We start from the raw sequence: 23,953 nt of genomic DNA on the forward strand, positions 1-23,953 counted from the left end.
CATTGTTTATCAAGGAGTTTTCCGTTTCGACTGCGCCGGAAGTGGGGCGAATTATAGGCCTCCAGAATCTGCCGTCAAGCACTGATTTGGTTTTTCTATCAATTACTTACGGAAGGGAGGAAAGACCCTCTCCCTATCGCCTCTCTATATAGAAGCGACTAAGCGGAAAGGAACGACAATACGCAGCAGTCACCGAATAATGACCAACAGGCAATGATGAAATTGGAAATTACAAATGAAATGGTGTCCCAGGGCAGGTTCGAACTGCCAACCTTCCCCTTAGGAGGGGGATGCTCTATCCAATTGAGCTACTGAGACACAAGCTGCCCGCGAGAACACGCGAAGCAAGGGACGGCGTGCATGTTAACGGGCAACCATGCCTTTGTCATGTCGTCCTTAGGCATTTTAAGTGTAGGCAGATGCCTCCGCTTCATCGCGAGCTCACCGCGACGCAAAAAAAGCCCACCCGCATGACGATGTTTTTCCCAAGGATCCACGCCCACCCTATGGCGAACGACTCACCATCCATCCTAAAAAGCATTGACTGCGCAGCTACCCCTAGTAAATCGGCCATTTGCCACTATCCTGTAGAGGTAAGGAACAGTAATTGAATTCGCATGACTTGCCCTTCAGATTTCATGACATCCACTGTCGGGCAGAAGGACGCGGTCAGCAATACGCGCTTGGGCAAACTTTTCAACCCAGCCCGCATTTCTGATAATTGGTGCTGGCATAACGCCTTTATCCAGTTCAATATTTGTCACAGAATTGACGCCAAGGATCTGGCTAATTTGAGGCATGATGCGGGCCTCTATCAATTCAGGTTGAACATTTGGCCAGAGCGCTTGTCCTATCAGACATCCTGCGGCCAATCCCGAGAACCGCTCCCCTGAACTAACCGGTTAAATATATGCGCCCATTGAAACAGGCAATTTATTCCAGCCGTACGGCTGACAAGTTCGTCGTACGTCTGCCAGACGGAATGCGTGAACGCATTGCCGAGGTGGCTCGCAATCATCACCGCAGCATGAACTCCGAAATCATCGCGCGCCTTGAGCAGAGCCTCATTCAGGAAGGTGCATTGGGCGAAGAATTAAGCATGCGCCTGGACAGCCCGGAACTTTCACTGCACGAACGTGAATTGCTGCAACGCTTCCGCCAACTCTCCCACCGCCAGCAAAACGCACTCGTTTCGCTGATTGCACATGACGCCGAAATGGCCGCAGACGCCTCGTAATTACCTGAAAGCTCAAGCCAGCCTAATCGCTGGCTTTTTTTTGCCCAAAATTCAGGCATAAAAAAACCCGCCGGTAAGCGGGTTTTAAAAAAGCATCTCAGAGCAGGAAGATCGTTGCCAGACCAAGGAAGATAAAGAACCCACCACTGTCAGTCACGGCCGTGATCATCACACTGGAGCCCATGGCAGGATCGCGCCCAAGCCGCACTAATGTCATGGGGATCAAAACGCCCATCAACGCCGCAAGCAGTAAATTGAGCGTCATGGCTGCGGTCATTACCACACCCAAAGACCAACTGCTGTAAAGAAGATAGGCGACAATGCCGATCACACCACCCCAGATCAGACCATTAATCAGCGCAACCGCCAACTCTTTGCGCATCAGCCGTGACGTATTGCCGGTACTGACTTGATCCAACGCCATCGCCCGAACAATCATGGTGATGGTTTGATTGCCGGAATTGCCCCCGATACCCGCCACAATTGGCATAAGCGCCGCAAGCGCCACCAGCTTCTCGATTGAGCCCTCGAAAAGGCCAATCACCCGAGATGCGACGAATGCGGTGATCAGATTCACCGCCAACCAGGCCCAACGGTTACGTAGGGACTTCCAGACGGACGCGAAAATATCTTCTTCTTCGCGCAGACCCGCCATATTGAGAACTTCGCTCTCACCCTCCTCACGAATCAGGTCGACCATTTCATCGATAGTCAGTCGACCGATCAATTTCCCGTTTTTGTCTACAACAGGTGCAGAAATAAGATCGTATCGCTCAAACGCCTGCGCGGCATCATAGGCCTCCTCATCCGGATGAAAGCTCACCGGATCGCTGGCCATTACCTCAGATACTTGCTTTTCCGGGTCGTTAACCAGCAAACGCTTGATCGGCAAAACCCCCTTGAGGACGCCGTCGTAATCAACCACAAACAGTTTGTCGGTATGACCGGGAAGCTCCTTGAGACGCCGCAGGTAGCGCAAAACCACTTCGAGACTGACATCCTCGCGGATGGTCACCATCTCGAAGTCCATCAATGCACCGACCTGATCCTCGTCGTAGGACAATGCGGAGCGAACACGCTCACGCTGCTGACCATCGAGCGTTTCCATCAGCTCATGGACGACATCTCGCGGCAGCTCAGAGGCCAAGTCAGCAAGTTCGTCGGCATCCATGTCCTTGGCAGCAGCCAGAAGCTCCTGATCGTCCATGTCGGCGATCAGGGTTTCACGGACCGAGTCAGATACTTCAAGAAGAATGTCGCCGTCGCGATCAGCCTTGACCAACTGCCAAAGCGTCAGACGATCGTCCAGTGGCAAGGCTTCAAGGATATAGGCGACGTCAGCGGAGTGCAGATCATCGAGTTTGCGTTGCAATTCGACGAGGTTCTGCCGGTGAACCAGATTCTCGACCCGATCGTGATGCGGGCCTTCCTGGCGATGAGTCAGGTCTTCTACTACTCGCTGACGCTGCAACAGCTCAACAACTTGAGCAAGGCGGTCCTGCAAGCTTTCTTGCGTTTTCTTTACTTCAACTTCAGACATAGGCGAACTCCACTCCCAGCAGCGGGGCACGCCGGAAGCATCAATCAGTCAATTCATGATTGGAAAAACGGGGTATTGAGTAACTACTGGGTAAGTCCATGGAGGTATTCCACAAGCCCCGGCGGGGCTGACGGGCGCAATGATAACACCGCCCGACGGTTTTAAACGTTAAAAAATCGTGGCTGAAACAAGCGCTTGCGAAACAATCTTGAGTGCCATCCTGATCCTTCAAACTGCGACGACTCATCCTGAAAAGAAAACACACCGGCAACTGAAAATGTAGCAGCTACCTTTGGACGAGTACTGTCACGGAGGACGTCGAATGCTACAAAAATCATCCCGCCTTTTACTGATCCCCCTTCTCTGCCTGCCACTTGCAGCGCGCGCTACCAATATCCATCGCTGTGAGGCACCAGGCGGACGCATAACCTTCACCACAATGAGCTGCAAAGCCGGTGAGCAGCTTTCACCCCAGGAAGTACAAACCTACTCACCCGGCACGGCACTCGCACTCATACCGGAAGCCAGCCATCGAGAAATAGCAGGAAGAAAACTCACAAACCGCGAACCGGCTGTCATCGGTCAGCCAGAAGACAAATGTGGAAACCTGATCAGCGCCAGGGAACGCCGAGAAGCAATCATCAATCAGCGCATCGTTGCCGGCATGAGCCAACAAGACGTCGAAAGCGCCTTGGGCAAACCAGACAAGATCAGCATCCGGAATTCGGCCACGAGCTATCGCTATGACACCAAGCGAGGTCGAAGTGCAAACGTAGAGTTTGATGCAAGAGGGTGCACGAAAGGAAAAGCCAAATCCCAGACGGCAAAAAGCCCGCATTAAATGCGGGCTTTCTGTTGTATGGTGCACTCGACAGGATTCGAACCTGTGACCGCTCGGTTCGTAGCCGAGTACTCTATCCAGCTGAGCTACGAGTGCATTTTGTGTTTTTATACCAGATCACAACTGGTTGAAGCCAAGTCATTCACATTACTGCAAACAACTCTTAAATGGTGCACTCGACAGGATTCGAACCTGTGACCGCTCGGTTCGTAGCCGAGTACTCTATCCAGCTGAGCTACGAGTGCATTTGTTGCCGCGCATTATAGGCCGTTCAATCTGTTTGTAAAGCGCTTTTTTCTAGTAATTTCAACAACTTACCGAAGAAGCCAGATTACAACGTACTACGAAAATAATGGCGGAGAACGGGGGATTCGAACCCCCGACACCCTTTTGAGGTGTACTCCCTTAGCAGGGGAGCGCCTTCGGCCACTCGGCCAGCTCTCCGCAACACGGGGCGTATATTAACCAGCTTCTTCCCCGTTTGCAAACATAAAAAACGATAAAAATTAATGGCTTGGTTCTTCGTCCTTCTCTTTCTTGATACGCAGGTAGATTTCCTCACGGTGCACAGCCACCTCTTTGGGGGCGTTCACACCAATACGCACTTGATTTCCTTTGACGCCGAGCACGGTCACGGTGATTTCGCCATCACCAATAATCAGGCTTTCTGCGCACCGACGAGTCAAAATCAGCATACCTTTCTCCTCACGCCTTACATTTCAGGGACAACAGTCTGCAAAAAAAAGGCACTCGACCTACAACCAAAATCGGTCATGGCCTACATGCCTGAGTATTGACTAGCGCGAGCAAAAGAACAGTCTCGAGGGTCACGCCATTCAAAAAACAAAAAGCGCGGTCAGACCGCGCCTTTTGGCAAAACGCATCACTCGCCCTGGCGGGCCGGTGCGTCCAGTTCGAAAGCCGTGTGCAGGGCGCGCACAGCCAGTTCCAGGTACTTCTCTTCGATCACCACGGAGACTTTGATTTCCGAGGTCGAGATCATCTGGATGTTGATGCTTTCCTTGGCCAGGGATTCGAACATGCGGCTAGCTACGCCTGCGTGTGAGCGCATGCCTACGCCGACGATCGAAACCTTGGCGATCTTGGTGTCACCCACGACCTCACGGGCTCCGATCTCGCGAGCGGTGTTTTCCAGCACCGATTGCGCGGCCTGGTAATCGTTACGGTGCACGGTGAAGGTGAAGTCGGTGGTGTTATCGTGCGCGACGTTCTGCACGATCATATCGACTTCGATGTTCGCGGCGCTGATCGGGCCGAGAATCTTGAACGCAACGCCCGGGGTGTCTGGCACGCCACGGATGGTCAGCTTGGCTTCATCGCGGTTGAAAGCGATGCCGGAAATGATCGGCTGTTCCATGGTTTCCTCTTCATCAATAGTAATGAGGGTGCCCGGACCCTCCTTGAAGCTGTGCAGTACGCGCAGCGGAACGTTGTACTTACCGGCGAACTCGACCGCACGGATCTGCAAAACCTTGGAACCGAGGCTGGCCATTTCCAGCATCTCTTCGAAGGTAATCTTGTCCAGGCGCTGAGCCACGGACACGACGCGCGGGTCAGTGGTGTAGACGCCGTCGACGTCGGTGTAGATCTGGCACTCATCAGCCTTCAAGGCTGCCGCCAGTGCTACGCCGGTGGTGTCTGAACCGCCACGACCCAGGGTCGTGATGTTGCCGTGCTCATCGACACCCTGGAAACCAGCGACGACAACCACACGGCCAGCCTTCAGGTCGCCGCGAATCTTCTGGTCATCGATCTGCAAGATACGCGCTTTATTGTGAGCGCTATCCGTCAGAATCCGCACCTGATTGCCGGTATACGACACCGCCGGCACACCGCGCTTGATCAGCGCCATGGCCAACAGGGCAATCGTCACCTGCTCACCGGTAGAAACGATCACGTCCAGTTCGCGCGGAACCGGTTGTCCGTCGCCACTGATTTGCTTGGCCAGATCGATCAGACGGTTGGTTTCGCCGCTCATTGCAGACAGCACAACCACCAGGTCATCGCCAGCATCGCGGAATTTCTTAACCTTGTCGGCGACCTGCTCGATTCTCTCGACAGTGCCGACCGAGGTGCCTCCAAATTTCTGTACGATCAAAGCCATTTCAAAGCCGCCTCTGCCCATGAAGGGCGCCCAAATAATCACTCAAACAGCGTTGCGGCCCGCCACTAGACTGCGGGCCGAAAGCACTGCCTTATAAACCCTGCTCTACAAATGGAACGGTCAGCGCCAGTGCTGCATCCAGTGCGCCAGCGTCGGTACCGCCGCCCTGCGCCATGTCTGGACGACCACCGCCCTTCCCGCCCACTGCCGCAGCGGCTTGCTTCATCAAATCACCGGCTTTGAGTTGGCCAGTCAGGTCTTTGGTTACGCCTGCAACCAGTACGACCTTTTCCTCATGGACACTGCCGAGCAGGATCACTGCGCGGCCGAGTTTGTTTTTCAGTTGATCGACCAGCGCCAGCAGCGCCTTGCCGTCCTGACCGTCCAGACGCACGGACAGCACTTTAACGCCGTTGACGTCCTGCGCCTGTGCCGACAAATCGTCGCCCGCAGCGCTGGCAGCCTTGGCTTGCAATTGCTCGAGTTGTTTCTCCAGCAGACGGTTGCGCTCCAGCACAGCCGACAACTTGTCGATCAGGTTATCGCGGCTGCCCTTGACCAGGCTGGCCGCTTCCTTGAGTTGCTCTTCTGCAGCGTTCAAGTAGGCCAGTGCCGCAGCACCGGTGACTGCCTCGATACGACGCACACCAGACGCCACACCGCCTTCGCTGATGATTTTCAGCAAGCCGATGTCGCCGGTACGGTTAGCGTGGATACCGCCGCACAATTCGACGGAGAAATCACCGCCCATGCTCAGCACACGAACGTTGTCGCCGTACTTCTCGCCGAACAGCGCCATGGCGCCTTTCTTCTTGGCGGTTTCGATATCGGTCTCTTCGGTTTCAACCGCAGAGTTCTTGCGAATCTCGGCATTGACGATCTCTTCCAGCGCCTTGAGCTGTTCCGGCTTGATCGCCTCGAAGTGACTGAAGTCGAAACGCAGGCGCTGACTATCAACCAGCGAGCCTTTCTGCTGAACGTGATCGCCCAGCACCTGACGCAACGCGGCGTGCAGCAAGTGGGTGGCCGAGTGGTTCAGCGAGGTGGCGTGACGCACGTCAGCCTCGACGTGGGTTTCCACCGGTGCACCGATCAACAGGCTACCCGACGCCAGCACACCGTGATGCAGGAACGCGCCACCGGTCTTGGTGGTGTCACGTACGTCGAAGCGGGAAGCACCGGCTTGCAGGTAACCGCAATCGCCGACCTGGCCGCCGGACTCAGCGTAGAACGGGGTCTGGTTCAAAACCACCACGCCCTCTTCGCCTTCGCTCAATACATCGACCGATTGCCCGTCTTTATAGAGGGCAATGACTTTCGCCGAGCCGCTGGTGGCGTGGTATCCGGTGAACTCGGTGTCAACATCCACCTTGACCAGACTGTTGTAGTCCATGCCGAAGGAGCTGGCAGAACGAGCGCGGACGCGTTGGGCTTCCATTTCGCGCTCGAAACCTTCTTCGTCGATGGTCAGGTTGCGTTCGCGAGCGATGTCACCGGTCAGGTCCATCGGGAAACCATAGGTGTCGTAGAGCTTGAACACGACATCGCCCGGTACCACGTCGCCTTTTAGCTCGGCGAGATCCTGCTCGAGGATTTTCAGGCCCTGCTCCAGGGTCTTGGCAAATTGCTCTTCTTCAGCCTTCAGAACGCGCTCGATGTGCGCCTGCTGGGATTTCAACTCAGGGAAGGCTTCGCCCATCTCGGCAACCAGCGCCGCGACGATCTGGTAGAAGAAGCTGCCCTTGGCGCCCAGCTTGTTGCCGTGACGGCAGGCGCGACGAATGATCCGGCGCAGTACATAGCCACGACCTTCGTTGGACGGCAACACACCGTCAGCGATCAGGAAACCGCAAGAACGGATATGGTCAGCCACGACTTTCAGGGAAGCCTGTGCGTCGTTGGTGCAACCGATGGCCTTGGCCGATGCGTTCAGCAGGCTCTGGAACAGGTCGATTTCATAGTTCGAGTGCACGTGCTGCAGCACCGCACTGATCCGCTCCAGGCCCATACCGGTATCTACCGACGGCGCTGGCAGCGGGTGCAGCACGCCATCGGCGGTACGGTTGAACTGCATGAACACGTTGTTCCAGATTTCGATGTAACGGTCGCCATCTTCTTCTGGCGAGCCCGGTGGGCCACCCCAGATATCGGCGCCGTGATCGTAGAAAATCTCGGTGCAAGGACCGCACGGGCCGGTATCGCCCATGGTCCAGAAGTTGTCGGACGCGTAAGGCGCGCCTTTGTTGTCGCCGATACGAACCATGCGCTCGGCCGGAACGCCGATTTCCTTGGTCCAGATGTCGTACGCCTCGTCATCGCTGGCATAGACCGTGACCCAGAGCTTTTCCTTCGGCAGGTTGAGCCACTTGTCGGAAGTCAGGAAGGTCCAGGCGTAGGTGATGGCATCACGCTTGAAGTAGTCACCGAAGCTGAAGTTGCCCAGCATTTCGAAGAAAGTGTGGTGACGGGCGGTGTAACCGACGTTTTCCAGGTCGTTGTGCTTGCCGCCGGCGCGCACGCATTTCTGGCTGCTGACCGCGCGGGTGTACGCGCGCTTTTCCTGGCCCAGGAAACAGTCCTTGAACTGGTTCATCCCCGCGTTGGTGAACAGCAGGGTTGGGTCGTTGCCCGGAATCAAAGAGCTGGAGGCTACACGGGTGTGGCCTTGCTCTTCGAAGAAGCGAAGGAAGGCTTCACGGATTTCTGCGCTTTTCATTAGGTTCTTCCACGGAGGCTGCGGCCAAAGGCCTGTTCGAAACGTCAACAGACGAAGCGACGGCAAAGGGCCGCATTATATCGGCCCTGCGCGCGGGGTACAGCGTGTTTATACGATAGAAACAGTCAATTGGAGCGCTAACGCTATCACTTGCGCGAAAAGTCGACGAATGTCGCGACGACCTGCTCGATTTGCGCCGCACTGACATCCATAAGCGTGACCATTCGCAAACGCGCAGCCGCGCTCAACTTGATCCCGCGCGCGTCAGCGAACGCCTTGATCGCTTCGGCCTTGTCGCCCATCTGCACGTAGACCATGTTGGTCTGCACCGGCTCGACCTCAAAACCTGCCCCGCGCAGGCCCTCGGCCAGCAACTGCGCATTGGTGTGGTCATCAGCCAGCCGCTGAACGTTGTTATCCAGCGCGTACAGGCCTGCCGCCGCCAGAATCCCGGCCTGCCGCATGCCGCCGCCGACCATCTTGCGCAGGCGCCGAGCCTTGCCTATCAACTCGACCGAGCCGCACAACACCGAACCCACCGGCGCGCCCAGACCTTTGGACAGGCATACCGAGACGGAGTCGAAATGCTGGGTGATTTCCCGGGCGTCGACCCCGAGCTTGACCGCTGCGTTGTACAACCGCGCGCCGTCCAGATGCAGTTGCAGCCCGTGCTCACGGGTAAAACGGCGCGCCCTTGCCAGATATTCCAGCGGCAAGACCTTGCCCTGCATGGTGTTTTCCAGCGCCAGCAGCCGGGTCCGGGCAAAGTGAAAATCATCCGGTTTGATGGCAGCAGCGACCTGCGCCAGGTCCAGCGAACCATCGGCCTGCACTTCCAGTGGCTGCGGCTGGATCGAACCGAGCACTGCCGCGCCGCCACCCTCGTATTTATAAGTGTGTGCCTGCTGACCGACGATGTACTCGTCACCGCGCTCGCAGTGGGCCATCAGTCCCAGCAAATTACTCATCGTGCCGGTCGGTACGAACAGCGCCGCGGCAAAACCCAGACGCCGGGCTAATTCGGCTTCCAGCCGATTGACCGTCGGATCCTCACCATAGACGTCATCACCAGTGGCCGCTGTGGCCATCGCGTCGAGCATACCGGCGGTGGGTTGGGTGACCGTGTCGCTGCGAAGATCGATAACACTCATGAATCTGGCCTCGGTAATCAGGGGAATTCCCTTTCAGAAAAGAATTACTGCGGTCATGCCGATGAATAATCAACCCTCAAGGAAGGAAAAGACGGCTTAATCCAGTGAATAATTCGATGAGATTCATCAGAAAGCATCGATGCGTGCGTAGGAAATATGTGTTAAAAACGCTGCGCCGCCAAACAATCTGGCGGCATAACGTTCTCAGGGCGGGGTGCAACTCCCCACCGGCGGTAATTGCGCGCAACGTGCATAGCCCGCGAGCGCTTGGTGACAGTACGGCTTCGGCGGTGACTGGCGGCAAGGTCAGCAGACCCGGTGTGATCCCGGGGCCGACGGTCATAGTCCGGATGAAGAGAGAACGGGATTGGCGCCGCCTAGGCTCTGTACCAAAGCGCCGTCCGCAGGCACTTGTGCCTGCGTACCCTTAAATCCCATTCGATTCATAACGCCCTGTTTTTCACACAAACAGGAGTCAGAACATGCAACCCACCGCAATCGACAGCAAAAGCAAAAACCATCACGGCGAACGCGTTGCGTTCATCCAGGCCTGCTGGCACAAGGATATTGTTGATCAGAGCCGTAAAGGCTTCGTCAGCGAAATGATTGCTCAGGGTTATCAGGAATCCGACATCGACTTCTTCGAAGTCGGCGGCGCCTTTGAAATGCCCCTGCACGCCAAGCTGCTGGCCAAGACCGGCCGTTATGCCGGCATCGTAGCGGCAGCCCTCGTGGTGGACGGCGGTATCTACCGTCACGAATTCGTCGCCCAGTCAGTGGTCAGCGGCCTGATGCAGGTTCAGCTGGAAACCGAAGTGCCGGTGTTCTCGGTGTCCCTGACCCCGCACCACTTCCATGCCGGTGAAGAACACCACAAGTTCTTCTTCGAGCATTTCGTGCATAAAGGCCAGGAAGCGGCGAAGACTTGCGCGGATACGCTGCTCAAGATCCGCAGCCTGCGCCGCACTGAACCACGTGCGGTAGCAGTCTAAACACCGCAAAAACCTGTAGGAGCGAGCCTGCTCGCGATGGTCTGCAACGATAACGCTGCGTATCTGATACCCCGCAGCGTTCTCTAGTCCATCGCGAGCAAGCTCGCTCCTACAGGGGGTTATCCGGTCAGGCCAGATTTTCGTCCGTGGTCGGCACGATCAGAATGCCGGCACGCAGGCCATTCTTCACCTTGGGGTTCGGGAAGATGATCCGGGCGCCCTCTTCCTCGATGATCCAGCGGGTCTGGGCGATGTCTTCGGCCAGCAGATAACCTACATCCAGCTCCGAAAAATTCTCGATGTCGGCTGGCAGGTTCAGGCGGAAGTTGTCGCTGTGCTTGATGATTTCCCGCGCGACGCTAAACAGTTTCAAGCCATCCAGCGCCACTTCATTCAGCGCCGGCTCGGAGCCTTCAATGATCTGTTTGAGGCGTGTTTCCAGCCGGGACACGTTCACCCCGTCGTTCTGCCCGAATGGCCGCGCCTTGCCCAACTCCAGCGTGAAGGACTCGGCACCGAGCTTGTCGTAGGTGTAGGAACTGAAAACGATGGACGGCTTGTTCTGCAGCAGCACCGCTTCCATGCCCGCAGCGCGCAGACGGGCCAGCTCCTGGCGTGAATGCTGACGACCTTCCTTCCACGGATACAGCGCGAACTGCTCGATTTTCGAGCCGCGAATGGCGGTATGCAGGTCATAGTGCAGGCGGTCGCGGTCCGGCAGGCTGAAGAAACTCGCCGCCAGGCGCTCCAGTTCACAGGCGCGCAACGCTTCGGAGCCGCTGCTTTGTTCGTGACGGCCGTTGAACAGCCGATTGACGTCCTGCTCGACAAATCGCTCGCCTTTGCGAATCGCTTCGGGGTTGCCAAACAGGAACAGAATACGAGCACGCGGTTTCAGATCACCGCGAGCGATGTCATGCAACAGACGATCAAGCAGTTCGATCGGCGCTGTTTCATTACCGTGGATACCCGCCGACAGCAGCAGGTCCAGACCATTGTCGCGAGCTTCAGGCGGCCGGACTTCCAGCGCGCCCTCGCTCAACCAGCGCATGCGCACGCCTTCGACAGTCAGTTGAGTCTTCTCCGCCGGTTCGCGGCCGGCGAGGGTCAGTTCAAGCAGTTTGCCGAGGGCGAGCATAGAGCGGTTTCCTTAGTGATCGTGATTGCAATCCGGACCATGGACGTGATCGTCGTCACCGAGCTCAGCCGGTTCCATTTCCAGTTGCAGACTTACCAGATTAGTCGCCAATGGGCGCAGCAGCAGGTTGGCGTATTCGGCGTCACCTTCTTCGACGTCCACGCCAATCAGCAATTGACCACGACCATCGTGCTGGATCCACAGCTCTTTGCCTTGCCACATGACCGCGACGCGGGTGCAGGAGGTTTCCAGTTGCGTGCCATCAGTGTCTTCAAGGATCAGCTGCAGTTTGTCGCTCATGTAATTACGCTCTCATTGGAGATGAAGCGGCGCGCTGTCGTGCCCGAGCGCGCCGTCGATCAATTGATCTGGAATGGATAAACCGAGCCCAGTTTAAGGATTTGTGTCAGTTCATCCAGTGCCGTCCGGCACTCAAGCAGCAATTGCGGGTCCGCCAGATCGTTTTCGGTCATGCGGTCGCGGTAGTGCTTGTCGACCCATTCGGTCAGCGTGCCATACAACGGTGCCGTCATGATAACCCCTGGATTGACCGCCGCCAGTTCGGTTTCGTTGAGAGCGACGCGCAAACGCAGGCAAGCCGGGCCACCACCGTTCTGCATGCTCTGCTTGAGATCGAAGACTTTCACTTCGCGGATCAGGCCGCCGGAGCTGGTCAAACCCTGCAGGTATTGCCAGACACGCTCATTGCCACGGCACTCTTCCGGCACGATCAACAGCATGGAACCGTCCGGACGGGACAGCAGCTGGCTATTGAACAGGTAGGAGCGAACGGCGTCTTCTACGGTTACAGCGGAACGCGGCACGCAGATCGACTGAAATTGGCCACCGACCCTGGCGAGCTTGCCCTGCAATTCGGCCAGCATCTGCTCGGTCTCGAGGAACGCGTCCTCGTGATAGAACAGCACCTCGCCATTACCTACGGCAATCACGTCATTGTGGAATACACCCTGGTCGATCACCGACGGATTCTGCTGGGCGTAGACCACGCCGTCATCGCTCAAACCGTGCAAACGGGCAACGGCTTGCGATGCTTCGAGGGTCTGGCGCGCCGGGTACTTTTGCGGTGCCGGGTAGCGGGTGTCGAACGCGCTACGACCGAAGACGAAGAATTCAACGCCGGCTTCGCCGTACTCACGGCAGAAACGAGTGTGGTTGGCTGCGCCTTCATCACCGAACTGCGCCACGGCCGGCAGGGCCGCGTGGTGCGCGAAGTGCTTCTGGTCGGCGAACATCGCACCCAGTACGCGACTGGTAGTCGGGTGTTCGATGCTGCGGTGGTATTTGCAATTCAGGTTGGCGGCGGTGAAGTGCACGCGGCCATCGGCAGTGTCCGCACTTGGGCTGACGGTAGCGGCGTTGGCCACCCACATGCTCGAAGCCGAGCAACTGGCAACCAGCAGAGGCATGGCGTCTTTGGCGGCGCGCTCGATGACTTGAGCGTCGGTACCACTGAAACCCAGGCGACGCAGTGCCGCTACGTCCGGGCGCTCTTGGGGTGCCAGCACGCCCTGCTGAAAGCCCATTTCCATCAGCGCTTTCATTTTTGCCAGGCCTTGCAGCGCAGCTTCCTTCGGGTTCGAAGACTGCTGGCTGTTGCTCTGGGACGCCACGTTGCCGTAGGACAGGCCACCGTAGTTATGGGTCGGCCCCACTAGACCGTCAAAATTGACTTCATAGGATTTCATCAGCGAGGCTCCACGAGAATCTGTTTTTTATAGGCATCAATAACAAAGCATTGGCGGCCGCTTCGCGACCGATCGCTGGCAAGCCAGCTCCCACAGAAATCACATGCATCCTGTAGGAGCCGGCTTGCCGGCGATGAGGCCCGAAGGGCCTCTTGGCGCACTAAAGCTGGACACCCGGCGTCAAGGCCGAAGGCAATACCAGGCTCGGGGTTTCCAGCGAGGCCACCGGGTACGCGCAGTAATCCGCAGCGTAGTAGGCGCTGGCCCGATGGTTGCCCGAGGCGCCGACACCACCGAATGGCGCGCTGCTGGCAGCACCGGTCAACTGCTTGTTCCAGTTGACGATACCGGCCCGGCTCTCCAGCCAGAATTGCTGATAACGTGCTTCGGAATCCGACAACAGGCCAGCGGCCAGACCGTAGGCAGTGTCGTTAGCCTCAACAATCGCCGATTCAAAATCAGCGTAGCGGATCACTTGCAGCAGCGGCCCGAACAACTCTTCGTCCGGGCGATCCGCCACGGCGGTCACATCCAGAATGCCGGGGGTCAGCAAAGCAGATTGCGCCTGAGGCTGAGTCATCTCCAGCAACGACACCGCGCCGTTAGCCAGCAAATGCGCCTGGGCGTCCATCAGTGCTTTGGCAGCGCCGAGGGAAATCACCGAGCCCATGAACGGTGCAGGTTGCTGATCGAAGGCCCCGACGGAAAGAGTCGAGCTGACCGCCACCAGACGCGCCAGCAGGGTGTCGCCCCAAGCGCCTTGCGGCACCAGCAGACGGCGCGCGCAGGTGCAACGTTGACCGGCAGAAATGAATGCCGACTGGATGATGGTGTACACAGCGGCATCGAGATCGGCGACCTGATCGACCACCAGCGGGTTGTTGCCGCCCATTTCCAGCGCGAGGATCTTGTCCGGACGACCGGCGAACTGCTGGTGCAGATGATTGCCAGTACGGCTGGAACCGGTGAAGAACAGACCGTCGATGCCAGGGTTCGCCGCCAGGGCGATACCGGTTTCGCGAGCGCCTTGCAGCAGGTTCAACACACCGGCTGGCAAACCGGCTTCAATCCAGCACTTGACCGTCAACTCGGCCACTTTCGGCGTCAGCTCGCTCGGCTTGAACAGCACCGTGTTACCGGCCAGCAGCGCCGGCACGATGTGGCCGTTGGGCAGGTGACCTGGGAAGTTGTAGGGACCGAACACGGCCACCACGCCATGTGGCTTGTGACGCAGAACAGCGGTGGCGTCGCCCAGCGGGCCGCTCTTCTCGCCGGTACGTTCGCGGTAACTCTGCACCGAGATCGCAATTTTGTTGACCATGCTGGTGACTTCGGTCGCCGCTTCCCACAGGGGTTTGCCGGTTTCCTCACCGATGGTGCGGGCCAGTTCGTCAGCGTTGTGCTTCAACGCCGCGGCAAAAGCCTCCAGCACCGAAATACGTTCTTCCAGGGTCCGACGGGCCCAGCCCGGAAACGCCTGGCGCGCCGCTTGTACGGCCGATTCAACTTGAGCGGCGGTGGCGCCTTCGCCGGACCAGATCACCTGCTGGGTCACCGGGTTCAGCGACTCAAAGGCTTCGCCCTGACCGGCCAGCCATTCACCTGCAATGTAAAGCGACTTCATTATTTCGACTCCCGAGCAGCGGACAACGGAACGGCGCGCACTTGATCGCCGGCGTTGAGTTGAAGACGTTTGGCGGTCAGCGGATCGACCACCAGCGTACCGGCGGCGAAGCGTGCGGGTGCGGCAGTGATCCGGCAGTCTTCGCGCTTGCGGTTGTGAATAATGAAAGGCGTGGCGTCATCACCCGGTGTGCCGATGGCCAGCACCAAGGCCTGGCTGTCGCGCACCGCGCGGATCTTGCCGGTTTCGCACTCGATGGCCGGGCCGGCGTCGAAGATGTCGACGTAGCCTTGATAGCTGAAACCTTCGCTCTTGAGCATCGCCAGGGCCGGCTCGGTGTCCGGATGAACCTGACCGATCACGTTGCGCGCCTCTGGAGAGAGGAAGCAGGTGTACAACGGGAATTTCGGCATCAGCTCGGCGATGAACGCCTTGTTGCCAACGCCGGTCAGGTAATCGGCCTGGCTGAATTCCATTTTGAAGAAGTGCCGGCCCAGGCTCTCCCAGAATGGCGAACGCCCCGCTTCATCGGACACGCCGCGCATCTCGGCGATGATCTTGTTGCCGAACAGGTGCGGGAATTCGGCAATGAACAACATCCGCGCCTTGGACAGCATGCGGCCGTTGAGGCCACTGCGGTAGTCGGCGTGCAGGAACAGCGAGCACAGCTCCGAGTTACCGGTCAGGTCGTTGGCCAGGAACAGCGTCGGGATTTCGCGATAGATTTTCAGCTCCTGCGAGGCGCTGACCGTCAGCCCCACGCGGAAGTTGTACCAAGGCTCACGCAGGCCTACGGCACCGGCGATGGCGGAAATGCCCACCACGCGACCGTCGTCGTCTTCGAGTACGAACAGGTAGTCCGCATCGCCCCGCCCGGCTTCGCCGCGGAAAGTCTTCTCGGCCCAACCGACCCGATGGGCCAGGCGCTCTTCGTTGGCTGGCAAGGTAGTCAGGCCGGTGCCGGTGCTGCGGGCCAGGTCGATCAGAGCGGGTAAATCGCTGCTGCGTACGGGACGAACGATCATGCTATCTCCTCAATCGGGTCGCTTGCGCCACCCGCGAAACTCGCTGCTTTCTAAGCATTCTTTGAAGCAGGCGTTAAACCGCCACCAGGCGCACGCTCGCACCTTCACCGACGCCCAGGGCTTCGGCAGCTTCCAGATCCAGGGTGACGGGTTTGCCCGGTGCGTAATCAAGCTCGAGCAATACCGCGCGGTAATCCTGCAACTGGGCGTTGGCCACCAGGTATTGACGACCGGCGCCTTTGACCGGCTCACCGATTTTCACCGGCACCACACGGCTCTGGGCAATCGAACGAATCCCCGAGACACGGGCGTGCAAGGTCGGACCGCCGTCGAAAATGTCGATGTAGTGATCGGTCTCGAAGCCTTCGCGCATGAGGATGTCGAACGTGATCTGCGCCCGGGGGTGCACCTGCCCCATCGCTTCCTGGGCGGAATCCGGCAGCAACGGCACGTAAATCGGGTAATGCGGCATCAGCTCGGCGAGGAACGTCCGGCTCTTCAGACCGCACAAACGCTCGGCTTCGGCGTAGTTGAGGTCGAAGAAGTTGCGACCAATGGCGTCCCAGAACGGTGAATCGCCATGTTCATCGCTGTAACCGACGATCTCGGTCACCACGGAATCGGCAAAGCGCTCCGGATGGCTGGCCACGAACAACAGGCGACCACGGGAGTTGAGTTCCGCCCAAGGCGAACCCACCAACTCGCGCTGTACGTAGAAACTGGTCAGCAAGCTGTTGCCGGTCAGGTCGTGGCACTGCGAAAGCACGTGGATCTTGTTATGAATCTTCAGCTCGCGGGAAGCGTGCACGAAGGTTTCATTACGGAAACTGTAGAACGGCTCGGAATAGCCGGCCGACGCGACGATTGCCGAGCAACCGACCAGTTTGCCGGTCGCAGTGTCTTCGAGGACGAAGAAATAGCTCTCTTCACCGTTGAAGCTGACTTCGGCGGCGAATGAGGCTTCGCTTGCCGCGATCTTGTCGCTCAAGCGTTCAACGTCATCCGGCAGGGAAGTGACACCAATCGGGCTGTCCGCAGCCAGACGCTGTACCTCGCCCAGATCAGCCATTTGCGCGGGGCGCATCACCAGCATGGTGTCACTCCTTTTTTAAAAAACTCTTCGAGGAAAATAAGCCGGCCCCTTGTAGGAGCGAGCCTGCTCACGATGGTGGATCAGCAACAATGATGTCGACTGACACACCATCGTGAGCAGGCTCGCTCCGACAGGAAAGCGGGTCCGGCATCAGAATTGGGTTCGACGCCTGAATGGTCAGGCGTCGAAAGGTCTATCAGGCTTGTGTCAGCTTAGCTGCGGCGCGTTCGAAGCGGTCCAGACCGGCATCGATATCGGCGTCTTCAACCACCAGGCTCGGGGCGAAACGAATCACGTCCGGACCGGCTTGCAGAATCATCAGGCCTTCTTTTTCAGCGGCGTTGAAGATGTCCTTGGCCTTGCCTTTCCAGGCATCGCTCAGGACGCAACCGATCAGCAGGCCCAGGCCACGCACCTGAGTGAACAGGCCGTACTTCTCGCCGATTTGTTCCAGGCGGGCCTTGAACTTGTCGTGCTTGGCCTTGACGCCATTCAGCACTTCAGGGGTGTTGATCACGTCGATCACGGCTTCCGCGACTGCGCACGCCAGCGGGTTGCCGCCGTAAGTGGTGCCGTGGGTGCCGACGACCAGGTGTTTGGCCAGGTCTTCGGTGGTCAACATCGCCGCGATCGGGAAACCGCCGCCCAGGCTCTTGGCGCTGGTCAGGATGTCCGGCGTCACGCCGTAGTGTTGATAGGCGAACAGCTTGCCGCTGCGGCCCATGCCGGTTTGCACTTCGTCGAACACCAGCAGCGCATTGTGCTCGGTGCACAGCTCGCGGGCGCCTTGCAGGTAGGCCAGTTCGGCCGGCAGTACGCCGCCCTCACCCTGGATCGGCTCCAGCACCACGGCACAGGTTTTGTCGGAAACGGCGGCTTTCAAAGCAGCCAGATCGTTGTAAGGGACGTGAGTAATACCGGTGATTTTAGGACCGAAGCCGTCGGAGTACTTCGACTGGCCACCCACGTTCACGGTGAACAGGGTCCGACCGTGGAAGCTGTTCAGCGCGGCAATGATTTCGTATTTTTCGCTGCCAAAGCGATCGAACGCAACGCGACGGGCCAGCTTGAAAGCGGCCTCGTTGGCTTCAGCACCGGAGTTGCAGAAGAACACACGTTCGGCAAAGGTGGCATCGATCAGCTTATGGGCCAGGCGCAAGGCCGGCTCATTGGTGAACACGTTGGACACATGCCACAGCTTGTTGGCTTGCTCGGTCAACGCACCGACCAGCGCCGGATGCGCATGGCCCAATACGTTTACCGCAATCCCGCCGGCAAAGTCGATCAACTCGCGGCCGGACTGGTCCCATACGCGGGAACCGGCGCCACGCACTGGAATGAAAGCGGCAGGCGCGTAGTTGGGAACCATTACCTGGTCGAAATCGGCGCGTTGTACCGCAGCGTGCTCAACGGACATCGGAGTCTCCTGAAGACGAACACTCGCCTGAAACTGGCGAGCGATGGGGGGATTGTAAGGACAGTTTTCAGCCCGGCCTTGCCGCCAAGCGACAACTTCTTATAGCGCAAACCCCGGATTTTCCCGGGTTTACGGCAATGCGACATATAGGGTCGCAAAGGCGCAGTTTAACTGGCTGCGAGCGTTTGCGGCAGGCTTGCTCCGCTGTAACCGATGCCGATTGGTCGAGTGAGGTAAATATGTACCGCACGTCATCCGCCCTCGCGCGGTTTCCTAAGGGCCTTATCAAACTTCGACGGCCCACCGCCCCCCATGACGACCCAACCTACCTCCCTGGCGACCGATGCTCTCCGGCCGGACGCCCACTATCAGCACCTGATCAACGTCATCCCGTCCTGGCTGCGCCAGGCAACGCCCCAGCGGCGTGAGGCACTGAGTCATATAAGCCCGGGCTTGCCGGCCAACCTCAAGGACGCCCCACCCCATCAGCAGGCGGAACTGCGCAAACTCATCGCCCTGCATGCGACCAGCCAGAATCGGGTCGATCGGATGATGGCGAATCTGCAAAGCCCCGCCGACTTCGCCGAGCCGCTGCTGCAAGCCGCGCTCAAGCGCGATTTCGGTCTGGAGCTGGACGTTCGCCATACCTGCCTGCGTCTTTATATCCCCACCCACCTTCCCTGGCTGCGATTGAAGTCAGGGGCCGCGCGCGTCTGGACGGTATCGCTGCTCGATGCTGCGCTGCACAACTTCGAAAGCGCCGAAACCGAAACGGACGCCTTCGAGCCCGCCTCGACTTACATCACGCCCCCCTCCGCCGACGGGCGATTCGATACCTTGCCGCAGATGACGGAAAAAATGCCCATCACGGCTTTCACCCGCCTGTGCCGGGAGCTGGATATTGGCCAGCGTTATAAAGAGTATCTGGAGGACAACCTGGGCATCAGCAACCCAGTGGCGGCGGCACTGCTGCAACCGAAAATCCAGGACAGCCAGAAAACCGCTCTGATCGCCGCCCTGCATATGGCGCAGATGCAAAAACTGCTGGGCAGTGATGCCCATCGGCTGATTCTTGGCCTGCTGGACGATCTGCCTTATTTGCGCTTGCGCGGCCAGCCATGGGGCTGCCACGAGCTGACCATCATGAACGCGCGTCTGACCGGCGTTCTGTTATTTGCCCCGGACCTTGAGAGCGCACGCGAAGTGGCCAGGGTCGTGGCCTACATCCCTGATGACCCCGAACATCCCGTCAAGGAATACCCCTCATCCGCCGCTTTTGCCGAGGAACTGAGCACGCGCCTGCGCGCGCCCACCTATCAACAGTTCTTCAGTCGCTTCATCGACCATGAGGATCGCGGCCACTTCTTCGCCCAATTGAACAGTCAACTGGCGCCCATCACCTGGCAACCCGTTGAGCCGGGTGATCCGCGCCCGACCTGGCGCGAGCAACCCGACCAACGAGCCAACCTGCGTATCGCCTCAATGCCGATCAAGGGCGACCTGTGGACTCACCAGTATCAGTCGAAGCTCAACAAGATTCTCAACGACGCGCGGGTCATCGCGGTCTCCACGGCAACGGTCGACCAGAGAGCCCGTTGGGCACTTTGGGATTCCTTCACCGAAATCGCTTCAACACTGTTGAACATCGCTGCCTTCATTGCTCTGCCGTTTGTGCCTTTGCTTGGCGAGTTGATGCTCGGTTACATGGCGTACCAGTTGCTCGACGAAACCTTCGAATGCGTCGTCGACTGGGCCGAGGGTCAGGGTCGCGAAGCATTCGGGCATTTGATGGGCGTCGTTGAATCCGCCGTACAGATGGGCACGTTTGCGGTGGGCGGGATGATTGCCGCAGGAGAACTGCGCGCGGCGCTGCCCGGGAAAACCGTGCAGTTCTTCGACCGCTTCAACTCGGTGAAACGACCGAACGGCGAACCCCGCTACTGGCAACCCGACCTCACCGCCTACGAGCATCCCGTCGTGCTGCCCGACGAATCAAAACCGGACGCGCTCGGGCTGCACCGTCATCAGGACAAAACCCTGCTATCCCTGGAGAACAAACGCTACGCCGTCAGCGAGAATCCACTGACGGGCGAGCATCGTATCGACCATCCGACCCGCCCCGAAGCCTACAAACCCGCGCTCAAACACAACAGGGCCGGCGCCTGGCAAACCGAGGTCGACCAGCCCCTGAGCTGGGACAAGGCCACCTTGCTTCGCCGTATCGGGCCGGACATGCAACGCTTTTCCGAGCGCGAATGCGAAGGCATGCTTTCCATCAGCGGCACTCACGAAAATGTCCTGCGCCAGATGCACATGAATGCCGCACAGGTACCGCCACTCCTGGCCGACACCCTCAAACGCTTCAAGATCGACCGGGATATTCAAACCTTTATCGAGCAAATCGGCAGTGACCGGCCTGAGGTGTATCTGAAGGCCGACCCCGTCACCCAGCTCGAATTACTCAACGCCAACGGCTACTGGCCGAAAACCAAAGGGCTGCAACTGACGGATGGCGAGGCGCACATACTTTGGCAAAGTCCAGCACCGAATGTGCCGCGGGTGCCAATCGATATCGCGAACCTCAAGGACGGCGATCTGCTAAAAACCTTCCTGCTTGCCCTGTCGGACGAAGAAGCAAGAACCTTGATGGGCGAAGAATTCGGCCTGCCCTCCCCCCGCCTCGAAAGTCGTACGCACAGCCTGCGCCAGAAACTGGCCCAACTCGCCCAACGCAAGCGACAGAGCCTGTTCGAACAGCGCTACCGCACACTCGAGCGTGGCGCTCACTCCATGGCACAAATGCTCATTGATGCCGAACCCGGATTACCGACCACCATCGCAGAAGCCATTGCCGCAACGGCCAACGACCTGGAGCTGCAACAACTCAAGGGCGGAAAGGTTTCCCCCAGACTGGCGGAGCTGAGCCAGGAGGCCAGGTTGCAAGTGCGCGTGACACGCGCCTACGAAGGGCTTGAGTTGCCGTCGACCGAGGACAACATCGACACCGATTGCCTGGCCCTGCACTCTCTGGAAAACCTGCCAGGCTGGACCGGCCATTTGCGTCTGGAAATTCGCCACTACAGCCCTGACGGGCGCCTGATTGACAGCCTTGGCAGCGCCGACGCCAGCGTGCGCAAAATACTGGTGCTCGGCGAAGACGGCGCCTATCAGCCATTCGATCAGGACGGAGAAGAACTCAGCGGTTCGACCACATTCTTCAACAGCCTGCTACAGGCGTTGCCCGACAGCGAGCGCATGGCGCTGAACGTCCAGATTGGCGACGAGGCACGGCTCAAACAGTTGATTCGCCAACACACCCTGAGCCGCGAGGCGCTGCGCACACGACTGGCTCAACAGTCCAATTTCAAACCTGCCTATGATCCGAAGGTCATGCGGCTGTTGGGCGGCGGCGATGGTTATCGGCACCTTCCCACCCATACCCCCACCCTGCAGGCCCGCGTCCAGTCCCTGTTTCCGCAATTGTCGGCCGAGGAACTCGATGCCTTTGTCGAGCGCCTGCAACAACACCCGACAGGGCCACGGGCAGAACTGAATCGACTCATGGTTGAATATTCGCGGCTCTACGACACCCTGTCTCCCTGGTGCAACGATGTTCCGCCGTTCCTGCCTGAAACCCAAACCAGGCTTACGCCTGAACAGCTCACCACCCAGATGCAAGCTCGAAGGCATTTCATGATCGACCTGATGGAGTGCTGGCGACGTCAATGGACACCCACGCAGAACGGATTCGCAACGACCGACTTCAATTTCTATCAACCGATCATTGGCGAGCTGCCAGCGCTGACCGCCGACTTCAGTCGTGTTCAGACGCTGACCATGGATGGCTGTGGCGCCACGCGGGGTACGCAGGCGTTTCTGCGCAGTTTTAGCGGGTTGCGCGCCCTGAGATTGCGTTATTTCAACCTGGGTCGACTTCCCGATGTGCTCGCGCAGCTACAACTGGAAGAACTGATTCTCAGCGATTGCGCGATCAGCCTCAGCCCCGAGGCCCACGCCACGCTCGCCGCACAGAATCAAATGACCACACTGGATATGTATAACAATCCGCTGGGCCTGGTGCCGGACGTCGGCAGCATGCCCAACCTGAACTACATAGACCTCTCACACACCGGCCTCCCCGAGCTGCCCAGGGACTTGCTGACTCGCCCGCGTCTGCGTACTGCACTGCTAAACGACAACCGGATCGAAGAATTGCCCACAGCTCTTTTCTCACTTCCACCCGACAGTCAGGAAGGATTCGACCTGGGCAATAACCCACTGTCGTCCGCCTCCCGCGAACGCCTCAAGCAACACTACCTGGCGACAGGCCAGGACTTTGGCATCTTTGCCGAGGCGGCGGACCTGCGACGTGCGCAAGCGCTTTATCCGATGATGGACCAGGAAGAAGCGAGCAAATTCGTGTATTCGCTGCCTGGAACACTGGACGAGGGGCGGGCCGAACTGAGTCGCCTGGAAGCCGAACTTGCCACTCTGGAAACTGAACTGGCTGCCTGGACCGCCGACATTCCGGCTCTCCACCCCGTCACCCAACAACCTTTCAACGCGCAGCAACTGCTGAACGAGCATTGGGCCCGTGATGAATTCAAACAGCTCGTGCTGCGATGCTGGCGTCGGGAGATCGGGGCCGATGACATGAGCGACTTGCTGCAACCCAGCTACGACTTAAGCCTGGACACCCACATTAACGGTGATTTGCCGGCACTGAGTGCAGACTTCAGCCATGTCACGATGGTTTATCTCAATAGCGAAAGCGGCATGACCATGGGCGTCAGCCCGTTCCTGGAAAGCTTCCCGAAACTCAAGACCCTCAGCATCCGCGACTTTCACCTGGGCAATATCCCGGACGCGATTTTCCGCATGGGCGAACTGACCTCGCTGAACCTTCCCGATTGCAACATCACCTTGACGGCGCAGAGCGTCCTGAACCTGTCCGAGATGACTCAACTGGATTTCCTGGACTTGAGTAACAATCCATTGGGACTCGCACCGGATGTCACTCAGATGACCGAGCTGGCCACCCTGCAACTGGACAACTGCGGTCTCACCGAACTGCCTGCCGGCCTGTTGCAACTCAAGAGTCTGGACATCGCCAATCTGAGCGGTAACGAGATCACCCGGATCCCCACCGATATTCTCGAGTTGCCGATGGAGGCAGCCGAAACCATCAACCTGCGCAACAATCCGTTCAACGAAGCCAGCTTGAAAATCCTGATTGAATATTTCAGGTTGACCAACGTCGACTTCGGGGTCGAGGAAGTGATCGAGCGGGCCGAGCTGGAGGCGTCGTCTTCCGGAGAATCAGACCCGGACGAGTAACCCTGTCAGGC

General features: G+C 58.4%; 17 protein-coding genes, 4 tRNA genes and 1 riboswitch. Of the genes, 4 read left to right on the plus strand and 17 right to left on the minus strand.

Annotation, left to right across the window (positions count from 1 at the left end; translation table 11 throughout):
* Window positions 1–241 precede the first annotated feature (241 nt).
* Both ACVWYU_RS22020 and ACVWYU_RS22025 read right to left on the minus strand, forming a co-directional pair.
* Window positions 242–318: transfer RNA gene (locus tag ACVWYU_RS22020), tRNA-Arg, on the minus strand.
* 311 nt (window positions 319–629) lie between these two features.
* On the minus strand, window positions 630–800 hold the full coding sequence (locus ACVWYU_RS22025) for a hypothetical protein (protein ID WP_162842380.1): 171 nt from the start codon (window positions 798–800) through the stop codon (window positions 630–632).
* Between the two features lie 110 nt (window positions 801–910).
* Between ACVWYU_RS22025 and ACVWYU_RS22030 the strand changes: the two genes are divergently transcribed.
* On the plus strand, window positions 911–1,237 hold the full coding sequence (locus ACVWYU_RS22030; RefSeq protein WP_003178899.1) for an Arc family DNA-binding protein: 327 nt from the start codon (window positions 911–913) through the stop codon (window positions 1,235–1,237).
* Window positions 1,238–1,334: 97 nt separating this feature from the next.
* Here the strand turns inward: ACVWYU_RS22030 and mgtE are convergent, their stop codons facing one another.
* Window positions 1,335–2,777, minus strand: a complete 1,443-nt coding sequence (gene mgtE, locus ACVWYU_RS22035) for a magnesium transporter (protein ID WP_247258094.1) — start codon at window positions 2,775–2,777, stop codon at window positions 1,335–1,337.
* A gap of 322 nt (window positions 2,778–3,099) precedes the next feature.
* Between mgtE and ACVWYU_RS22040 the strand changes: the two genes are divergently transcribed.
* Window positions 3,100–3,618: a cell envelope protein SmpA gene (locus ACVWYU_RS22040; RefSeq protein ID WP_457373660.1), complete on the plus strand. Its 519-nt coding sequence runs from the start codon at window positions 3,100–3,102 to the stop codon at window positions 3,616–3,618.
* A 19-nt stretch (window positions 3,619–3,637) separates the two neighbouring features.
* Here ACVWYU_RS22040 and ACVWYU_RS22045 read toward each other — a convergent pair.
* The 7 genes from ACVWYU_RS22045 to ltaE form a co-directional block, all read right to left on the minus strand.
* Window positions 3,638–3,714 (minus strand) — tRNA-Arg (locus ACVWYU_RS22045).
* A 72-nt stretch (window positions 3,715–3,786) separates the two neighbouring features.
* Window positions 3,787–3,863: transfer RNA gene (locus ACVWYU_RS22050), tRNA-Arg, on the minus strand.
* A 108-nt stretch (window positions 3,864–3,971) separates the two neighbouring features.
* Window positions 3,972–4,062: transfer RNA gene (locus ACVWYU_RS22055), tRNA-Ser, on the minus strand.
* A gap of 62 nt (window positions 4,063–4,124) precedes the next feature.
* Window positions 4,125–4,313, minus strand: a complete 189-nt coding sequence (gene csrA, locus ACVWYU_RS22060; RefSeq protein ID WP_002554426.1) for a carbon storage regulator CsrA — start codon at window positions 4,311–4,313, stop codon at window positions 4,125–4,127.
* Window positions 4,314–4,501: 188 nt separating this feature from the next.
* Window positions 4,502–5,743 carry an aspartate kinase gene (locus ACVWYU_RS22065; protein WP_007934911.1) on the minus strand — a complete coding sequence of 414 codons (1,242 nt, stop codon included), beginning with the start codon at window positions 5,741–5,743 and terminating at the stop codon, window positions 4,502–4,504.
* Window positions 5,744–5,834: 91 nt separating this feature from the next.
* Window positions 5,835–8,459, minus strand: coding sequence for an alanine--tRNA ligase (gene alaS / locus ACVWYU_RS22070; RefSeq protein WP_247258096.1), 2,625 nt, complete (start codon window positions 8,457–8,459; stop codon window positions 5,835–5,837).
* Between the two features lie 146 nt (window positions 8,460–8,605).
* Entirely contained in the window at window positions 8,606–9,610 is a 1,005-nt protein-coding gene (gene ltaE, locus ACVWYU_RS22075; protein WP_457373661.1) for a low-specificity L-threonine aldolase, read from the minus strand.
* Window positions 9,611–9,806: 196 nt separating this feature from the next.
* Window positions 9,807–9,977, plus strand: a riboswitch (FMN riboswitch).
* Window positions 9,978–10,092: 115 nt separating this feature from the next.
* On the opposite strand from ltaE, the gene ACVWYU_RS22080 reads away from it, so the two are divergent.
* Window positions 10,093–10,602, plus strand: coding sequence for a 6,7-dimethyl-8-ribityllumazine synthase (locus tag ACVWYU_RS22080; RefSeq protein ID WP_090324574.1), 510 nt, complete (start codon window positions 10,093–10,095; stop codon window positions 10,600–10,602).
* 127 nt (window positions 10,603–10,729) lie between these two features.
* On the opposite strand, the gene astE is transcribed toward ACVWYU_RS22080, so the two are convergent.
* From astE to ACVWYU_RS22115, 7 genes are all read right to left on the minus strand, one after another.
* Window positions 10,730–11,740, minus strand: a complete 1,011-nt coding sequence (astE, locus tag ACVWYU_RS22085; protein ID WP_090324575.1) for a succinylglutamate desuccinylase — start codon at window positions 11,738–11,740, stop codon at window positions 10,730–10,732.
* A 12-nt stretch (window positions 11,741–11,752) separates the two neighbouring features.
* On the minus strand, window positions 11,753–12,040 hold the full coding sequence (locus tag ACVWYU_RS22090) for a topoisomerase II (protein ID WP_090324577.1): 288 nt from the start codon (window positions 12,038–12,040) through the stop codon (window positions 11,753–11,755).
* 59 nt (window positions 12,041–12,099) lie between these two features.
* Complete coding sequence (gene astB / locus ACVWYU_RS22095) at window positions 12,100–13,446, minus strand: N-succinylarginine dihydrolase (protein ID WP_247258098.1); 1,347 nt, start codon at window positions 13,444–13,446, stop codon at window positions 12,100–12,102.
* 160 nt (window positions 13,447–13,606) lie between these two features.
* On the minus strand, window positions 13,607–15,073 hold the full coding sequence (gene astD, locus ACVWYU_RS22100) for a succinylglutamate-semialdehyde dehydrogenase (protein WP_457373727.1): 1,467 nt from the start codon (window positions 15,071–15,073) through the stop codon (window positions 13,607–13,609).
* Window positions 15,070–16,095: an arginine N-succinyltransferase gene (astA, locus tag ACVWYU_RS22105; RefSeq protein ID WP_090324582.1), complete on the minus strand. Its 1,026-nt coding sequence runs from the start codon at window positions 16,093–16,095 to the stop codon at window positions 15,070–15,072. Before astA ends, astD begins: the two co-directional genes overlap by 4 nt.
* A 73-nt stretch (window positions 16,096–16,168) precedes the next feature.
* Window positions 16,169–17,188 (minus strand): arginine/ornithine succinyltransferase subunit alpha, encoded by a 1,020-nt coding sequence (gene aruF, locus ACVWYU_RS22110; protein ID WP_247258099.1) that lies wholly within the window; start codon window positions 17,186–17,188, stop codon window positions 16,169–16,171.
* A gap of 196 nt (window positions 17,189–17,384) precedes the next feature.
* Window positions 17,385–18,605: an aspartate aminotransferase family protein gene (locus ACVWYU_RS22115; RefSeq protein ID WP_090324584.1), complete on the minus strand. Its 1,221-nt coding sequence runs from the start codon at window positions 18,603–18,605 to the stop codon at window positions 17,385–17,387.
* A 312-nt stretch (window positions 18,606–18,917) separates the two neighbouring features.
* Between ACVWYU_RS22115 and ACVWYU_RS22120 the strand changes: the two genes are divergently transcribed.
* The gene (locus tag ACVWYU_RS22120; protein ID WP_457373662.1) at window positions 18,918–23,942 is read left to right on the plus strand and encodes a dermonecrotic toxin domain-containing protein; all 5,025 of its coding nucleotides are present in this window, start codon (window positions 18,918–18,920) and stop codon (window positions 23,940–23,942) included.
* The last annotated feature ends 11 nt before the right edge of the window (window positions 23,943–23,953 follow it).

Source organism: Pseudomonas sp. TE12234 (assembly GCF_054061835.1).